This window comes from Novosphingobium nitrogenifigens DSM 19370 (assembly GCF_000192575.1).
In the GTDB taxonomy this organism is placed as follows: Bacteria; Pseudomonadota; Alphaproteobacteria; order Sphingomonadales; family Sphingomonadaceae; genus Novosphingobium; species Novosphingobium nitrogenifigens.
Window position 1 is genome coordinate 271,898 of sequence record NZ_GL876926.1, and the last position, 16,775, is coordinate 288,672.

A 16,775-nucleotide genomic window follows, 5' to 3' on the forward strand; every position below is an offset into this window, starting at 1 on the left:
TGATTTTGCGGAATGCGAAATAGACGTAAACGGCATTATTGGCGGAAATACGTAGTTGGCACGGAACTTGATGGGAGTGTGGCAACCCGGCCTGAATTGGTCGGAAGGCATTCCGTCAAGGACCGCTTACCATGTACGCTCCCGCCTTTTCCGTCGTGATCCCCTGCTACAACTGCGAAATGACGCTGATCCGCAGCGTGCGCAGCGTGCAGGCCCAGACTTTCACTGATGTCGAGATCCTGCTGGTCGACGACGGTTCGTCGGACAAGACTCTCGGCCTTGCCCAGGCCTTGGCCCACAACGACGACCGCATCCTGGTCGTGTCCCAGCGCAACGCAGGGGCGGCAGCGACCCGCAATCGCGCCGTTGCCTTTGCGAAAGGGCGCCTGATCGCCTTCCTCGACGCTGACGACTGGTGGCATCCGGGCAAGCTTGCGGCGCACCATGCGCTCCATGCCGCTCGCCCGGAACTCGACGCTTCGTTCGCGCAGATCGCTTTCATGGCCAAGGATGGCCACGAGCCGCTGACCCGTTCGAGCGTGCCGCAGGGGCTCTTGTCAATCGTGCAGGTCCTGCGTGAAAATCCGGTCTGCACGATGTCGAACGCGGTCGTGCGGGCGGACAGCTTTCGCCGCTTCGGTCCGTTCCGCGAAAGCCTCACCCATTCCGAGGATCAGGAATGGCTGGCGCGGATGGTGTTCAACGGCGCGCGGATCATGGGCATCGACGAAGAACTCGTTGCCTATCGCACCAATGACGGCGGGCTCTCGTCCGATCTGGAAAAGATGTACGACGGCTGGCGCGCCTTTGCGGGCGACTATGCCTCTTCGGAAGTCACCCGTCAGTGCGAGGCGGTCTATTGTCGCTATCTGGCCCGCCGCGCGCTGCGCCTGTCGAATGCCGCCGGACAGGCTCTGAAATACACGCTGCGCGGTCTGCATCTCGATGCCGGCGCGTTCCTGTCGGATCCCCGTCGCGGACTGTGCACGGCGCTCGGCGCCTTGCTCGCCCCCATGCTTCCCCCCGTCGTTCGCACCCGTATCTTCGCTTGAGAGGTCTTGCCATGTTCCCGTCTTCCCTCACGCAAATCGCCGCCCCGTCACCCATCGTTTCCGTCGTCATGCCGGTCTACAATGTCGAGGCCTATGTCGGCGAAGCGATCGATTCCGTCCTTGCCCAGCAGTTCAGCGACTTTGAGCTGATCATCGTCGATGATGGCGGCAACGATCGCAGCATGGAAATCTGCCGTGCTTATTCCGATCCCCGCATCCGCATCGTGACGCAGGCCAATCGCGGGCTGGCAGGGGCACGCAACACCGGCATTGCCGCTTCGCGCGGTCATCTGGTTGCTCTGCTCGATTCCGACGATCGCTGGGTTCCGTCCAAGCTGATGATGCATGTCATCCATCTCAACGCCAATCCGCGCGTCGATGTCAGCTATTCGGGATCGCGGCTGATCGATGCGCAGGGCAATCCGCTGCGCGTCGCCATGCGGCCCAAGCTGACGCAGGTCTCGCCCGCCGACATTCTCCTGCGCAATCCGGTCGGCAACGGGTCGGCCCCGGTGATCCGTCGCACTGCACTCGATCGCGTCAGGTTCGCCCATCCTGAGGACGCTGGTCGCCAGTGCTGGTTCGACGAAAGCTTTCGTCAGTCGGAAGACATCGAGATGTGGCTGCGCATGGCGCTGCGGCATGACTGCATGTTCGAGGGGATCGAAGGCTTGCTGGTCGATTACCGCATCATCGGCGGCGGCCTGTCGGCACGCATCCCCCAGCAGTACGAAGCGTGGTGGCGAGCCATGGAAGGACTGGCGGCCGATGCGCCGGACTTCATGGATCGCTACCTGCCGCAGGCGCGCGCCTTTCAGCTGCGCTATCTCTCGCGTCGGGCGGTCCAGCTGGGCGACGGGCCTTTCGCGCTGGCCCTGCTGGGGCAGGCGCTGCGCAGCAGCCCGAGCATTGCCGCGCACGAACCGATGAAGACCACGCAGACTCTGTTGGGGGCCCTGGCGGTCCGTTTCCTGCCCACCGCGATCATCGATCGCCTGCGCGCGCCTTACACGGGCCTGGGAGTTGCGGCATGACCAAGCTCCGCACTGTCCATCTTCTCGATGACCTCTCGTTCGGCGGCGTGACGCGCGGGCTTGCGGTCTTTGCCGAACCCGAACTCGCAGCCGTGATGACCGGCCAGGTGGTTGAAATCGATCCGGCGCAGCGGATCGCCCCTCGTTTCGATGCCGATCTCATCCTCATGCATTTCACGCCGCGCTGGAATGCCCTGCCTTTTCTGGCATCGCTGCGCCTGCGCAATCCCGGCGCACGGATCGTGCATGTCGAACACAGCTATACCCGGGCGTGGACGGCCTTGCATGTTCCGAACCTTAGCCGGTTCCGCACGATGCTGCGTCTGTGGCGCAAGGGTTGTGATGAACTGGTTGCGGTTTCGCACGGACAGGCGGCCTGGTTGCAGGACTTCCTTGGACTGGCGGTGGCCCCGCGCGTCATCGAGCCTTGGGGCGGGTGCCAGGGTTGCCGTGAACTGCCGCTGCCGACCCCGCGCAAAGGGCGCCCGCTGCGTCTTGCCGCTTATGGCCGCTTTGCCGAACAGAAGGGGTTCGACATCCTCATCGCCGCCATGTCGCTGTTGCCGTCGCAGGATTATGAGCTTGATCTGGGCGGGTTCGGTCCGTGGGACGATCGCCTGCGCGATCAGGCTGCCGGTCTTTCCAACGTTCGCTTCTTCGGCAGGGTCGGCGATGTCGCGGCTTTCCTCGACGCGTGCGACGTGGTGGTCGTCCCCTCGCGCTGGGAGGCGTTCGGTCAGGTCGTTGCCGAAGCCAAGATGGCTGGACGTCCGGTTCTGGTCGCCGATGTCGACGGGATGCCAGAACAGATGATCACGCCTGACTGGATCGCGGATTGCTCGTCGCCCGAAGGTCTGGCGGCGGCCATCGCCCGGATCGATGCATCCGATCTTGTCGCGGTCGGCGCGCGCAACCGGGCGGCCATGGCCGATGTCCGTCGCGAACGGGTCGCGGCATGGCTCGACCTTATACAGGCGAAGGCCGTCGCCGTCAGCTTTCCGCAGGTGCTGGCGGCATAGACGAGATCCGATCCCGGCTCTGGCTGCCGATCCCGATGATCAGCAGTCCGGGCCAGATCAGATAACCGAGCACTTCGAGGTTCTCGCCAAAGCTGTAGAACAAGAGAACCAGCAGCATGGCGAACGCGGTGCGAGCATCGCGCGACCGCATCGATTGCAAGGCGATCGATGCGGTCGATGCGATCAAGGGAACGGCAAGGCAGATCACGCCGAGCAGCCCCTTGACGAAGAGCAGGCCATACCAGCTGTGGTGGCTGCCGATGGGCATGAATTCGACCATGTGCGGGCCGCGTTCGACAATGCCGTGGCCAAACCATGGCGCCTCGTCCCGCCACCGCTGTACCGCGATGCGGCCAAGAGCGGCGCGGACGCGGGAAGAGTCGGCTCGCGCGCCCTGAAAATCCTGCACGGCCTTGTCGATCATGTCGTTGATCGTGTTGCCGAACACGCCGATCGCCAGAACGATCGGGGCAAGTGCGAACCATACGCGCGGGCGGTTGAGCCGGGCCACCAGAATGGCAACCGGCCAGATGATCGCGGTCGCAAGGATCGCCATGCGCGATTGCGAGAAATAGGAAATCATGACGTTGGCGAGCAGTCCGACGACTTTCCAGCCGGGGCGCCGTTCCTGTAGCGCGCAGATCATGTGGACGACTGCAACCATCCCGGCAGCAGGGGCCCACGGTGCATAGAATTGCCAGCGTGACGCGCCGTTTTCAGGGTCGATGATGTAAAGCGTCACGGCAAAGAATTCAGGCCCCGATCCCCCCAGCACGCTGAGCGGCGAGACGTAGAGAAGCCCCGGCAGTCCCGCGAGCGGCGCAATCATGAAGAGTGGCATCAGGCAGATCGTCTGCAGTCCCAGGCGGCAGATCGCGCGATAGATGACCGATGCCCGAATATCGAGGACCGCTCCCGCAAAGGGGTAGAGGCCGAGCAGCGCCCAGCCTTTGGCCCAGCCGGTGGCCGACTTGATCGTCTGGGCCGCGCCCAGCGTGTTGAGACTGTGCCCGACGATCAGGACGACCAGCATTCCGGTCATGCCGCCAAGCCACAGTTTCACCGCCATCGGCACCGGTTGCGGGCGCTGTGCGACGGGCAGGGCCGGAGCGATATAGAGGCGCCAGGCCGCCATCGCCGCCAGCGTCCACCCGAGCGCGGGGCCGACCATGTAGAGGGCGCCCACCGCATAGAAGATCCAGGTGCACTGGATCGTGCGGGAGATCAGAACTTCCGCAAGATCATCTGGATGATCGGCTGGCGAATCCATACGAGGCCGAACCCTATGAAAATGAAGACGGTACCTGCCAGGGCCCCGGCCAGGGCAAGGAGTGGGGAAGGCGATGTCTTGCGCTCGGGCAAGGACGGGGCTTCGAGCGTCTGGACCAGCGGATAGGACGCAAAGGGGTCGGCCTTGTTGGTGTCGAGCCGGGCAAGCGCCGACGACAGCACGGCGTCCGCCACTTTGAGATCGCGGTCGAGATCGGCCAGTTGCGAGGCCTCGGCGACCAGTTGCCGGGACTTCATGGTCTGGTCGGAGATCTGGCGCGCGATTTCCTCAGCCCCGGCGCGCGTGCCGCTCGCCTGGCTGTCGAAACTGACGAGATTTTGCATCAGCGCCGAGCGACCGTCGCTCACTGAAAGATCGATGAGCTTCAGCACGCGGTCGCGCGACAGGCCGGTGAGGGCAGAGCCCCGTGCGGCCAGCTGATCGCGCAATTCGCGGTCCTGCGCGGACAGTTCGCGGACAAGGCCGTGGCGATCGCCCAGCGTCGCGGCCTTTTCGGCAAGGCCGGTGTTGATCTGGGCATAGCGTCCCAGCAGCGACTGGAACGGCTGGTCGGCCTTGAGCACCATGGCGACCCGCGCGTCGACGACCCCGGCGTTCAGCGACTGGGAGAGGCGACCGGTCTGCGCATTTTGCTGGCGAAGTTCGGCGATCGTCTGGCGGTAGCGGTCCTTCAGGGCGTCGAGCGCGGCAATGCGATTGCGGAACTGTTCCTCGGACACAAGCCCGCTGTGGCTCTGGAAATCGAGCAGGCGCTGCTGCGTTTCATGGGCCTTTTGCTGCAGGCGGGCGATCGCCGAGCGGTCCACTTCCTCGCGCTTGGCCGCTTCGTCGGCGCGCAGTTGCTCGAGGTTTTCGAGAAAGGTGTCGCGAAGGGCTTCGAGCCGGTCGTGCGCGGCCTTGGGCGTTGGGCCCTTGACCGATACCTCGATCAGGTTGGTCTGGTCGGTGAGCTTGATGTCAGGCTGGGGAAATGCCGAGGGCTTCATCCCGAGCCTGGCCGCGGCATGGCGCACGGTCATGTCGGTCATCAGCAGGCGCTTGTAATTGACGGTCGGGCTGAGCGTCGCACTCGCAAAGGCCGATGACGTCACGGTCGAGGCCTGGCCGATCTGGTCGACGTTGATACTGCCGCCGACGCCGCTGCCCGGCAGGATCAGCGTCATCTTGCTCGTATAGCTGACCGGCGCGGCGACCAGATAAATGGCGGTCAGAACCCACAGCGCCAGCACCGGCAAGGCCATCGAGGTCACATAGCGCCGATACCGCCCGAAACTGGGCAGGCCGTCGCGAACCACGATCCAGGCCCGGACCAGGCGCCGGGGAGAGGGTGTTGCGGGGGCGCCGGTCGTCATCGCACCGCCTGATTGACGACGATGGCCGTTGTCGCCACCCCGGCGGCAGAGCCGACGAGCGAGACGACATCCTGAAAGTTCGAAAGGGCGCTGTCGTAACAGGCGAGGGCGTCACCGGGCATGAGATAGGGATCATAGTCGTCCCGATCGGCATCGCGCACGAGGCGTTCGATCGCGCGGCGGATCACGACGCTTTTCCCGTTCATCGGATTGCGCGAGATCAGCACCGCGCTGCGTCGCGAATTGATCGCCGATCCGCCGACGCAGTTCATGCCGACCAGTCCCTGCAACATGCGTGTGCCATAGGGCAGGCTGGTCGTTTCCTTGCCGATCGCCGAGGACGCATTGCTGGCCGCCGGGCGCGTCAGGTTGGACATGAAGACCCGGATGCCCGGAGGCGTGACGGCAGTCGGGCGGGCAAGGCGCGTGTCGAAACATCCCGTGCTGGGCACGATGATGCGGTCGCCCGATTGCAGGATCATGTCGCTTCCGCCCGCCCCGGATGCGAGCGGAAGGTAATCGAGCCGCACCCAGCGTCCCTGTCGTTGCAGATAGACATTGCGGACGTCGGCATCCGGGCGCAGCCCGCCCGCTGCCCGCAATGCGGACGAAACGGTACGCCCCGGATTGGCGTCGCCAAAGGTCACGCCTTCCTTTTGCCCGATCCGCGATTCGGCCTGGCGGTCTCCGGCGCGGACAAGGCCGGGATCGAAGACTGCGCCGCTGACGCCGACCGACACGCCAGTGCTTTCGATCACGCGAACGTCGAGGAAGGATGCGTCGGGCAGGGCAATGCGCTGGCGGCTGAGCGTCGCGAGAACGGCGCGCTGCGCACTGGCCTCGTCGAGACCTTCGAGTGGGATGGAGCCGACCACCGGCAAGCCGATGGTCCCGTCCGAACCCACGACATAGACGCCCGAGACCAGGCTCGAATCTCCCGACAGGATGATACGCAGGCGATCTCCCGGGCTGATCAGGAGATGGTTTCCGCCCAGATCCTCGCGCCGGGTTTCGCGGTCGGGGGCAAGTTCGGGCGGCGGGGGCGCGTTGAAACGGCATCGGTCGGCGCTAAGTCCGGAGGGAATGACGGTCGGAGCCTCTTCATGCGTCCATCGTGCATTGGCGACATTGCGTGGAGTCGAACCGGTGGTGCAGCCGACAAGGCTGAGGGTGAGACTGGAGGCAAGGATGCTGACGATCAGTGTCGCGGTCCTGGGCGTGTTCTTTTGCCAGGAAAAGAAAGCCCGCTTTGACCCGGAGGGCGTATCGACTGTCTTCATAATCCAGGACACCCACAAGAATTTTCTTCGTATTTATGGGATTACACTTAGCAAACCTTTAACTCTGTAGGCAGATACTGCTCTTGGATATCCCGGATTCTCGGGGATTCTGTCCAGCAGCGGTGTGAACATGGGCTCAGGCCGAATATTGGTTGTCGAGGATACACCATCGCTGGCGCTGGTTTACGCACGACAACTCGAACATGCCGGATACGAAGTACAGGTCGCCGACAACGGTGCGGCCATGCGCGGCCTGATCATGTCGGGCGGCACTTTCGACGCGGTGCTTCTCGATTTGCAACTGCCCGATTGCGATGGTCTCGAACTGCTCTCCGGGATGGTCGGAATGACCGAGCGGACCAAAGTCATCGTCGTCACTTCCGACGGCTCGATCGACCGCGCGGTTCAGGCGACCAAGCTCGGTGCCTATGACTTTCTGGTCAAACCGATCAAGTCCGACCGCCTGTTGACGACAGTGCGCAATGCCATCGACCACATGGCGCTGGCGCGGAGCATGGAACAGGTCCGGCGCGAAAACGAACGCGATACCTTTCACGGTTTCGTCGGGGGATCGCCTTGCATGAGGGCGGTCTACCGCTCGATCGAAAGCGTGGCGCAATCGCGCGCGACGGTGTTCATCACCGGGGAAAGCGGGACCGGCAAGGAAGTCGCGGCAGAGGCCATCCATTTGTCAGGCCCTCGCCGGGACAAGCCGTTCATTGCGGTCAATTGCGGTGCCATTCCCGAAGCTTTGCTGGAATCGGAACTCTTCGGCCATCGCAAGGGGGCCTTCACCGGGGCCATCGACAATCATGCGGGCGCGGCGCGGTCGGCAGACGGGGGCACTCTGTTCCTCGACGAAATCTGCGAAATGGACATCAAGTTGCAGGTCAAGCTCCTGCGCTTCTTGCAGACGGGGCTTGTCCAGCCGGTCGGCGCGAGCACGCCCCAGCCGGTCGATGTCAGAGTCGTTTGCGCCACCAACCGGGACCCGATGCGGGAAGTGGTCGAAGGCCGCTTCCGCGAAGACCTGTTCTATCGTCTGGCGGTCATTCCCCTGCATCTTCCGCCCTTGCGCGAACGGGGGGACGACGTCGAAATGATCGCGCGTGCGTTCCTGCGGCGTTTTACGAAGGAAGAGGGGAAGCCCGCGGGACGCTTCGACGATGCCGCGCTTGCCTTTTTGCGGAAGTACGACTGGCCCGGCAATGTCCGGGAACTGCAAAATGCGGTGCGACGCGCGGTCGTTCTCAATCCCGGGCCGGTCTACCCCTTGCAGTCGCACGGACAAGTGGCCGCGAGCATGCGTGACGGGCGTCCCGCTCCGGTGGATCACCCCTTCGCCAACCCGTCCGCCGGCTCGTCTGTCAGGGAAAACGGGGCCGTGCTCGACATCGCAGGTCTCACGCTCGAGGAAGTCGAACGGCTGGCGATCGAGCGGGCTATCAAGGATGCCGACGGCAATCTTCCCCTGGCGGCCCGCAAACTCGGCGTGAATTCCTCCACGCTCTATCGCAAGCGGGAACGATGGGAAGGCAAGGCCGACGGGGAGGCGCCATCGAAAGCGGGATAGGCACAGCATGGATGGACTGTTCAGCTCTGCGCATTCCTCGCCTTGGAGGCGGGCGGTATGGTTGCCGACGGTGTTCGCGGGCGTGGCCTTTGTCTGCTGGGCCAGTCTGAAGCTCACCGCGATCGATACCCGGACCGGTGCGCTGTGGGTGGCTAATGCCGGAGTGCTGGCGGCGCTGCTCCTTAGTCCGACCGAGCGCCGGATGGAGGTCGCGGTCACGGGGGCGCTGGCAATCATGGTCGGCGGCCTGACGTCGGGTATGGCTTGGCAGGGCGCCGCGTTCTTTGCGGCCGTCAACATGCTGGAGATCTTCGTCGCGGTTTCGCTGATCGAGCAGGGCGCGATTTTCGCGACCGATCTCGGTAATCTGCGGCAACTCGTCCAGTTCCTCGTGACTTGTGGCGGTCCGGCTCCGATGATTTCGGCGATTCTTTGGACCATTCACACACGGTGGCAGGGGGGCATCCCGACGCTGGAGGCTGCGGCTGAGTGGCACTTGTCCCATGCGCTGGGGCTGATCGTTCTCGTCCCCTTCATTCTGGCGGCCTATAACAGGATCGTGCTGATCGGCGGCATGGCCGGGTCCGACCTTGCCCACATCGGTTTCCATTCGGTGGCGCTGTTTGTGCTGGGGGGCATTATCTTCGCCCAGCCTCATCCCCTGCTTTACATGATCATACCCTATATCTGCCTGTTCACGTTCCGGGCCGGATTTCTGGGGGCAGGCCTGTCGACCGTCATCGTCTGGCTCGTTGCCACGCTCTTTACCGGATGGGGATCCGGGCCGATCGCCGCGAACACCGGGGATCTCGCGCTCAGGATCATGCTGGTTCAGGGCTTCATCGGCTGCTGCGCTCTGACTGTTCTTCCGATCGCTGCGGTGTTGGGGGAACGCAATCGCCTTGTTCATGCCTTGTCAGCGAATGAGCGGCGTTTCCGGGAACTGTCCCAGTCGGCGCCGATCGGCATCGTCACGATCGGGCTCGACCACGCGATCACCTATGCCAACCCCGAGATGGCGAGGATCGCGGGGCGCAGCGCCGAACAGCTTTGCACCGAGAAAGTCGGCGAGAATCTTGGCGAGGATCTGGCCAGAACGCTCGACCAGACATTGGAATCCTGCACCAGCGAGACCGACTTTGCCGAGGTCAGCTTTGCTCTGGCCCGTGACGGTGACGGGCAACGCTGGTTCCAGACCCGCTTTGCGCCAAGGCTCGATGAACAACGTCGTCTGCTGGGGTGGATCGGCACGGTAATGGATGTCACTCAGCTGCGCCGGTCGGAACAGCGACTGGCGCAGAGCGAGCGGGAGTTGCGCCTGCTTGCCGACAATTCCGGCGATGTGATCTGTAGTTTTGGTCCCTCGGGGGTGATCCTCTATGCTTCGGCGGCGACCGAGCGGATGCTCGGGTGTTCGGCGCGTGATCTTGTCGGACGGGATCTCCTCTCGTTTGTCGACGGGGATGATGTCGAACATGTCCGCCAGACGTTCGCGGACTCGTCCTCGGGGCGGCATGGAGAGACTTGCGGGTTCCGCTGGGTCTTGCCCGATGGCGAACGTCTCTGGGTCGAGGCCTCGTTCGGAGCGTCGGGCGAAGGCGCAACGCCGGGGCCGCTCGTCGCCACCATCCGTGACATTTCCGAGCGGCAAATGGCCGAGGCCGAGATCCTCGAAAAGAACGCTCGCCTGCGCGAGACCAACCGGTTGATGAGCCTTGCCGAAAATCTCGCCGAATTCGGCCATTGGCATTACGATCTGGTCGGCGGCGCCAGCGACTGGTCACCCAGCTTTATGGACATCCACGGTCTGATGCCGGACCGGGTGCCCAATATCGAAGCCTATTTCGCGACGATCGTCCCCGAGCAGCGCGCCTCGGTCAGGGACGTGTTCGAGGATGCCATGCGGACCGGGCGCGCGTTCCGTCGTGCCACCCGGATCGTCCGCCCCGACGGACAGATCCGGACGGTCGAAGTGCAGGGGCAGGGCGAAATCGATGCGCACGGGAACCTCGCGGGAATTTTCGGAGTGTGTCAGGATATTACCGTCGAATTGGAGGTGCAGCAGGAACTGTCCCGCGCGCGCGACCGGGCCGAAGCCGCAGCAGAGGAACGCGCGCGCTATCTGGCGGTGATGAGCCACGAGATCCGCACGCCGATGACCGGCGTACTGGCGACCTATGAGCTGCTGGCCCAGTACGGCAACGACATTCCCTGGCCGCAGCCCGATATTCCGAGGCTGATTTCCGCGACACAGGCCCATGCCAAGACGCTCATGTCCATTCTCGACGACGTGCTGGATCAGGCCAAGGGAGAAGCAGGGAAACTCGATCTCGAATTGGTCGCTTTCAATCCTGGCGAGGCTCTGGCCGGGGCCGTGGACCTGTTCCGGGGGCAGGCCGCAGCTAAGGGGATCGCGCTCGAATGCCATGCCGAGGCGATGCCCGACGTGGTCGGCGATCCCGCGCGTTTCCACCAGATCGTTTCCAACCTGTTGAGCAATGCCATCAAGTTCACCTCGCAGGGCAAGGTCAGTGCATCCTGCGAGCAACTCGACGGGGCATTCTATGAAGTCTGCGTCAGCGATACCGGCATCGGGATCGCGGCTGATGCACTCGACCGGATATTCGAACCTTTTGCCCAGGCTGATACGACCACCAGCAGGCGCTTTGGCGGCACCGGACTGGGGCTGGCGATCGTGCGCAGTCTGGTGACCTCGATGGGCGGGGAGTTGACGCTGGACAGTGTGCCTTCACGCGGCAGCACGTTCACGGTCCGCCTCCCGCTTTCGGCGCAATCTGTCGAAGACACAGGGGACAAGGTGGTCGCCCCCGTCGAGGCGGACCTCTCCATTCCCGAAGGCACTCGCGTCCTTGTGACCGACGATACCGAGACCACGCGCCTTGCCGCGCAAGTTCATCTCGACGGCGCGGGATGCCGGACGACCGGGGCGATTTCCGGCGCCGATGCGCTTGCCCGTCTCGTCGAAGGGGATGAGGCAGAAGACTTCGCCGTGGTCCTGATCGACAGTTCCATGCCGGGATTGAGCGGGGCGGAAACGATCCGGTTGATCCGGCGCCTGCCGGGGCGTCTTGGACGTATCCCGATCCTGGGATTTACCGCCTATTCCAATTCCGACAAGCAACGCGAACTGGTCGAGGCGGGGGGCGGTGACGTGATCGTCAAGCCGTTCACGCGTGCGACGATCCGCGATGCGATTGCCCGCGCGATCGCCACACCTTCGTGCGGTGGCGACAAGGCTGCTGGCTCGGAGGAATTCGAGCGGTTTCTCGATTCCTTCCCCGAGGCCATGCGTGGAGAGGTTCTCGAAAGCGCCCGGGCGGACCTGACCGTCATGGCCAAGGCCTTGCGCGCGAACCCCGATGCGGGCGTACGCGACCGCGTCATTCATCAGGTGAAAGGGGTTTCGGGCACTTTTGGCCTGCAGGATCTCGCGCTTTCCTGCCGGTTCGTCGAACAGAGAGTGGAAGAGCAGGGCACGGCCTCACCCCAGGTGCTTGGCGTGGTTATCCATGCGCTCGACGATGCGCTAGGCCTGCTGGAGAAGCATGTCCGGGAATTCTCGGGTTGATCACGGCGGGGGCAGGACGGATGGGGGCAGCTTGGAGCGCATCATCGTCTTGCGGTCGATGCATTCGCCATCGGCGATGAAGGTGCCGTCGCCCACGGCATGGATCATTCGTCGTTCGGTGCGAGCCGGGTCGATCCATGCCGCGACACCTTCGAGAACAAGAATGCTGTGCCGGTCGATCGTGTCGACGAGGCGGCATTCGATATTGGCAAGGCATTCGCGGATCAAAGGCGCACGGATGTGGCGGCCTTTGATCGCTGTCAGGCCGAAACGCGTGAACTTGTCGATGTCGCTGCCCGAACAGGTGCCGATGCCGACTGCGGTATCGATCATGTCGACGGTTGGGATCGATAGGACACATTCGCGCGTTTGGGTGAGCGCGGCAAAGGAATGGTTCCATGGGCCGGTCGTGATCGCGAAAGAGGCCGCAAAGTCTAGCACCATGGTCCAGGTAATGGTCATGATGTTGTTGCGTCGCCCGTCGTGGGTGGTGAGCAGCACGACCGGCCCCGGTTCGATCAGCGTGAAGGCCTTGTCGAGCGGGAATGGGGCCAACTGGAATTCCTCCATGGCGATCTCCTTGTGTCATTAAGGATAGGCGCTTCGACGCGATCAGCAAAGTGTCGGATAACCGGCGAGAAATGCGGACTTTTCAAGATCGGTGACCGCCTCGTAATCCCGGCGGTCGAGGATTGCGAAACCGGTGAGGCGCAAGGCGCGCAAGGTTGGGGCCAGCGCGGGATCGTCAATCAGGTCGCCAAGGGCGCGGCGCAAGGCCGCCACGGTGCCGGCGGGCGTTGAGGACGCCGTCACCAGCGGCAACCCCGGTGTGACAGGTGTGCGAGCAAGAATACGCACGCGTCGGTCGACGCCCGGAAATCGGTCGCGCAGCAGTGCGAACGTCACGGCATCGATCGACGCGACATCGGCCTTGCCCGCGATCACGGCGGCAAGGCTGCGGGCGTGGGCGCCGGTCTCCAGCACGCGCGTGAACAGGCCGGCACCTTGCGCGAAGGGGGCGAGGACGGCGCGGAAGAGATTCATGCCGGTATTGGAATCGCGGGAATTGATGGCGGCGCGACGCCCGCGAAGATCGTCAAGCGTGCCCGCCGGATCGCCCCGGCGTACGATCACCATCGAACCATGCCGGGGTCCGTCACACCCGGGTGCGTCATGGATCGGAGTTGCCACCGGGACGACGCTTTCCCCCAACGAAGTCATCAGCGGATAGCCGCACGTCTGGGCGAGCAGGAGATCAGGCGCGGTCCAGATCTCGGGCAGCGGACGATCGCGCGTGAGACTGGAGGGAACATCGCTTATCCCCATGTGGGCGAGGCGTTCGGCAAGGGCCTGCCACAAAGCGTCGTTCGCGGCGCGAAGCCACGGCGGATCGTACATGCCGAGCGAGGCGATCACCGCTTGCCCGGAAGCGGGGCGGGGTGAACCAGCCGATCGTGCGGGCGGAGCAGGAACCGAGCGAAAATCACGCCATAGTGGGCATAGCGTGGTGCCTGTGGAAAGGCATCGGGATCGGCGCGATAGGCCGCGGGCAGGGCGTACCACGGCAAGGCCGGATAGGCATGGTGCCAGATATGAAGGTTGTTGTTGAGGAAGAGCAGCGCCAAAGGACCGTTGTCAGCCACGATGGCGGTCCGCGCCGCCGGATCGGCAGACGCGCGATGTTCGGCATAGGACCGGATCAGCGAAAGCGCGGTGCCGGGCCAGATGAAGCACAGGACATAAGTCATCGGCGAGAGGCCGACATGGTGAAGCCAGCCCAGAACCAGCGTGACACCGATCATGTGTGGAGCCCAGTCGCGGACGAAGGCCAGCGGGTGAGTGCCTGCCCGGCGCAGTTCGGACCACCAGAACCGCACGATCCGGATCGGCGGACCCAGCACCATGCGTCCGGCCAGTGTCGATTCCGCCGCAGCGACCAAGTGCGCCGGTCCGCCGGGACGGGCCAGGTAATTGCTTTCGCTGTCGTCGAGCGGATCGGTCAGGTGCGGCGTCCGGTGATGCGCAATATGATCCCGGCGATAGATCGCATAAGGCAGCCACAACGACAGCGGCGGAAAGCCGATGGCATCGTTGATCCAGCGGTACGGGGTCGGGTGTCCATGGATCACTTCGTGTTGCAGCGATCCGTGCCAGGCGATGAGCCATGCCCCCGCGATCATCAGCACCGGCCAGGGCAGAGCCGCGTGGGCATAAGCCAACGCCAGCCAGCCGCCGTAAATCGCGACGGCAAGCACAAGTGTCGGCCATTCGACCGAAATCGACCCCGGATTTCCCGCCTGCCCCTGCGCCATGGCCGAAGCCTATCGGTCGCCTGTGGATATGTCTAGACAAGCGGATGCATGGCGCCATGGCAAATGCGCATGGGGCCATGCAGCGTGAATTGGGACCAGGTAATCAGGCTGTCAGGGCGCGCAGGGCCGCGATGTGTTCCGGCCCGATGCCGCAGCATCCGCCCAGGATTGTTGCGCCTTCTCCGGCCCAGCCCCGTGCGAAGGCGGCATAGCCTGCCGGATCGAGATCGGCGCGGATTTCGGACAGGCCTGCATTCGCCTCAGCCTCTTCGTCCATCGGCGGAAAGGCATTGGCATAGACGCCGACCGGCAGTGATGCCGCCGCATGTGCGGCCCGGACGGCAGCGGCCATGACTTCTGGCTGGCTGCAATTGAAGAGGATCGCGCTCGCTCCGAGATCTTGCGCCAGTTTCGCCGCCTCGGTCACGCTTTCCCCCGAGCGCAGGCGGGGCTCGCCATCGGGATGCGCGTCTTCGAGCGTGAAGGAAAGCCAGAGCGGCTTGCCCGTCGGCTTGACCAGTTCGGCAACCAGCTTTGCTTCGATCAGCGAGGACAGCGTCTCGGCCTGCCACTGGTCGACATAAGGGGCCAGAGCCTCGACCAGAACGGCAAGAATGGGACGCGCGCGGTCGATGTCGACTAGATCGGGGCGATAGGAGCCGCAGATCGGGGGAAGCGAGCCCGCCACGGTAATCTTGCGCGGAGCGGCATCGGCAACGTCCCGCGCCAGCTTGCCCGCAAGGGCGGCGAGTTCATGACCGCGCGCGGCAAAGCGTTCCTCGCCGATGTGGAACGGCACTACCGCATAGCTGTTGGTGGTGATGACATCGGCCCCGGCATCGACATAGCTTTGATGGACGCGCGAAACGAATTCGGGGCCCTCGATCAGGGCAAGCGCGGACCATTCGGGCTGTTCGAAAGGCGCGCCGATGCGATTGAGTTCGCGTCCGGTGCCCCCGTCGAGAATGATGAGCGGGGATGCGGCGGAGGTATCGGACACGGCTGGTTCTCCCTTGAGAATGGGGGCGCAGGTTTCGGCGAGGGAAGGGGCGTGGTCAAGAGGGCTTGCCGGGGCGACGAAGACCCGCATAAGTGGCGGAGATAAAAGGCCAGGGTATGGCGCCAGGGCAAAGCGCGGGAGATTGATCGGAATGGTCGGCGCGATCGCACAGCTGTTCGTGTTCCTGCTGGCGGGTGAAGCCTTGCACCGCCTGTCCGGTCTGCCTGTGCCCGGCGCGGTCATCGGCATGGTCCTCCTGGTGATCTGGCTTGCCTCGGTACGCGGGGACCGGGCGCGGCTGGAATCGGTCTCGTCCTGGCTGACGGCCCATCTTTCGGTGATGTTCGTGCCCGCCGCGGTCGGGATCATGGAGGAAGGCGGGGTCTTCGCCCGTTTCGGGACCGCGCTGGTGGTGGCAACCACGGTCTCGACGCTGTTGACGATCGTGGTGACGGCGCTGGTCATGCGCTGGGCTCTGGCGCGGTTTGCGCCGACGGAGGCGGCCGAATGAATGCTCTTGGCGGTCTTCTTTCGACGCAGTTGTTCTGGCTGGCGGTGACGCTGACGGTCTTTGCGGGGGCCGATGCGCTGTCCTTGCGCAGCCGACGCCATCCCTTGTGCCACCCGGTGCTGCTGGCAACACCCGCGCTGATCGTGCTGATCCGCTTGTCGGGGGTGACTTATGCCACGTATTCGGGGGCGACTTCGGTGCTGGGCTTTCTGCTGGGACCGGCGGTGGTGGGGCTTGCCGTTCCGATCCATGCGCGGCTGGGTCTCATCCGGCGGCTTGCCTTGCCGCTTTTTCTGGCGCTGCTGGCCGGATCGTTGACCGCGATCGTCAGTGCGGTCGGGATACTCTGGCTTTTCGGCGGCCCGCCCGACCTTCTCGCAACGATTGCCCCGCGCGCAACGACGACGCCGGTTGCGATGGAACTGGCGCGGCAACTGGGCGGACGCCCGTCGCTCGCTGCGGCGCTGGTGCTGGGGGCAGGGGTGATCGGAGCCATGGTGGCGACGCCCTTGCTCAATGCGCTGGGCGTTCGCGACATGCGTGCCCGCGGCTTTGCCGTCGGCGTGTCCGCGCACGGGTTCGGCGCGGCCCGCGCGTTTCAGGTCAGCGAGACGGCCGGAGCCTTCGCCAGCCTCGGCATGGCACTCAACGCCGTGGCGACCGCGCTCATCATTCTGCTCTTCGCGGTTTTGGCCTGACCGTGCGCGATCTGAAAAAAGAGCGCGCCATACGTCAAACGGGTACTGGTATTTCGTCGCGGAA

At 64.2% G+C, this 16,775-nt stretch carries 14 protein-coding genes; 7 read left to right on the top strand and 7 right to left on the bottom strand.

What is annotated here, in order from left to right:
• Nucleotides 1–131: 131 nt before the first annotated feature.
• The 3 genes from Y88_RS01630 to Y88_RS01640 are packed head-to-tail and all read left to right on the top strand — an operon-like array spanning nucleotide 132 to nucleotide 3,105.
• Nucleotides 132–1,052, top strand: a complete 921-nt coding sequence (locus Y88_RS01630; RefSeq protein ID WP_008065606.1) for a glycosyltransferase family 2 protein — start codon at nucleotides 132–134, stop codon at nucleotides 1,050–1,052.
• Between the two features lie 11 nt (nucleotides 1,053–1,063).
• Nucleotides 1,064–2,086, top strand: a complete 1,023-nt coding sequence (locus Y88_RS01635) for a glycosyltransferase family 2 protein (RefSeq protein WP_081458623.1) — start codon at nucleotides 1,064–1,066, stop codon at nucleotides 2,084–2,086.
• The gene (locus tag Y88_RS01640) at nucleotides 2,083–3,105 is read left to right on the top strand and encodes a glycosyltransferase family 4 protein (RefSeq protein ID WP_008065608.1); all 1,023 of its coding nucleotides are present in this window, start codon (nucleotides 2,083–2,085) and stop codon (nucleotides 3,103–3,105) included. Before Y88_RS01635 ends, Y88_RS01640 begins: the two co-directional genes overlap by 4 nt.
• On the opposite strand, the gene Y88_RS01645 is transcribed toward Y88_RS01640, so the two are convergent.
• The 3 genes from Y88_RS01645 to Y88_RS01655 are packed head-to-tail and all read right to left on the bottom strand — an operon-like array spanning nucleotide 3,077 to nucleotide 7,028.
• Nucleotides 3,077–4,375: an O-antigen ligase family protein gene (locus Y88_RS01645; RefSeq protein ID WP_008065609.1), complete on the bottom strand. Its 1,299-nt coding sequence runs from the start codon at nucleotides 4,373–4,375 to the stop codon at nucleotides 3,077–3,079. The genes Y88_RS01640 and Y88_RS01645 overlap by 29 nt on opposite strands.
• Nucleotides 4,330–5,748, bottom strand: coding sequence for a GumC family protein (locus Y88_RS01650; protein WP_008065610.1), 1,419 nt, complete (start codon nucleotides 5,746–5,748; stop codon nucleotides 4,330–4,332). Before Y88_RS01650 ends, Y88_RS01645 begins: the two co-directional genes overlap by 46 nt.
• A complete protein-coding gene (locus Y88_RS01655) occupies nucleotides 5,745–7,028 on the bottom strand; it encodes a polysaccharide biosynthesis/export family protein (protein ID WP_008065618.1) in 1,284 nt (427 codons plus the stop codon). Before Y88_RS01655 ends, Y88_RS01650 begins: the two co-directional genes overlap by 4 nt.
• A 130-nt stretch (nucleotides 7,029–7,158) precedes the next feature.
• Here Y88_RS01655 and Y88_RS01660 point away from each other — a divergent pair, with 130 nt between their 5' ends.
• Nucleotides 7,159–8,601, top strand: a complete 1,443-nt coding sequence (locus Y88_RS01660) for a sigma-54-dependent transcriptional regulator (RefSeq protein ID WP_232280880.1) — start codon at nucleotides 7,159–7,161, stop codon at nucleotides 8,599–8,601.
• A gap of 70 nt (nucleotides 8,602–8,671) precedes the next feature.
• Nucleotides 8,672–12,190 carry a PAS domain S-box protein gene (locus Y88_RS01665; protein WP_008065622.1) on the top strand — a complete coding sequence of 1,173 codons (3,519 nt, stop codon included), beginning with the start codon at nucleotides 8,672–8,674 and terminating at the stop codon, nucleotides 12,188–12,190.
• Here the strand turns inward: Y88_RS01665 and Y88_RS01670 are convergent, their stop codons facing one another.
• The 4 genes from Y88_RS01670 to Y88_RS01685 all read right to left on the bottom strand — a co-directional run bounded on the left by Y88_RS01670 (nucleotide 12,191) and on the right by Y88_RS01685 (nucleotide 15,502).
• On the bottom strand, nucleotides 12,191–12,760 hold the full coding sequence (locus Y88_RS01670) for a flavin reductase family protein (protein WP_008065624.1): 570 nt from the start codon (nucleotides 12,758–12,760) through the stop codon (nucleotides 12,191–12,193).
• A gap of 42 nt (nucleotides 12,761–12,802) precedes the next feature.
• Nucleotides 12,803–13,606, bottom strand: a complete 804-nt coding sequence (locus Y88_RS01675; RefSeq protein WP_008065626.1) for a phosphate/phosphite/phosphonate ABC transporter substrate-binding protein — start codon at nucleotides 13,604–13,606, stop codon at nucleotides 12,803–12,805.
• Nucleotides 13,603–14,502, bottom strand: coding sequence for a fatty acid desaturase (locus Y88_RS01680; RefSeq protein WP_008065627.1), 900 nt, complete (start codon nucleotides 14,500–14,502; stop codon nucleotides 13,603–13,605). Before Y88_RS01680 ends, Y88_RS01675 begins: the two co-directional genes overlap by 4 nt.
• A gap of 103 nt (nucleotides 14,503–14,605) precedes the next feature.
• On the bottom strand, nucleotides 14,606–15,502 hold the full coding sequence (locus tag Y88_RS01685; protein WP_026166774.1) for a homocysteine S-methyltransferase family protein: 897 nt from the start codon (nucleotides 15,500–15,502) through the stop codon (nucleotides 14,606–14,608).
• A 151-nt stretch (nucleotides 15,503–15,653) separates the two neighbouring features.
• Here Y88_RS01685 and Y88_RS01690 point away from each other — a divergent pair, with 151 nt between their 5' ends.
• Together Y88_RS01690 and Y88_RS01695 are read left to right on the top strand one after the other, a co-directional pair.
• On the top strand, nucleotides 15,654–16,013 hold the full coding sequence (locus tag Y88_RS01690) for a CidA/LrgA family protein (RefSeq protein WP_008065630.1): 360 nt from the start codon (nucleotides 15,654–15,656) through the stop codon (nucleotides 16,011–16,013).
• Nucleotides 16,010–16,711, top strand: a complete 702-nt coding sequence (locus tag Y88_RS01695; RefSeq protein WP_008065631.1) for an LrgB family protein — start codon at nucleotides 16,010–16,012, stop codon at nucleotides 16,709–16,711. Before Y88_RS01690 ends, Y88_RS01695 begins: the two co-directional genes overlap by 4 nt.
• The last annotated feature ends 64 nt before the right edge of the window (nucleotides 16,712–16,775 follow it).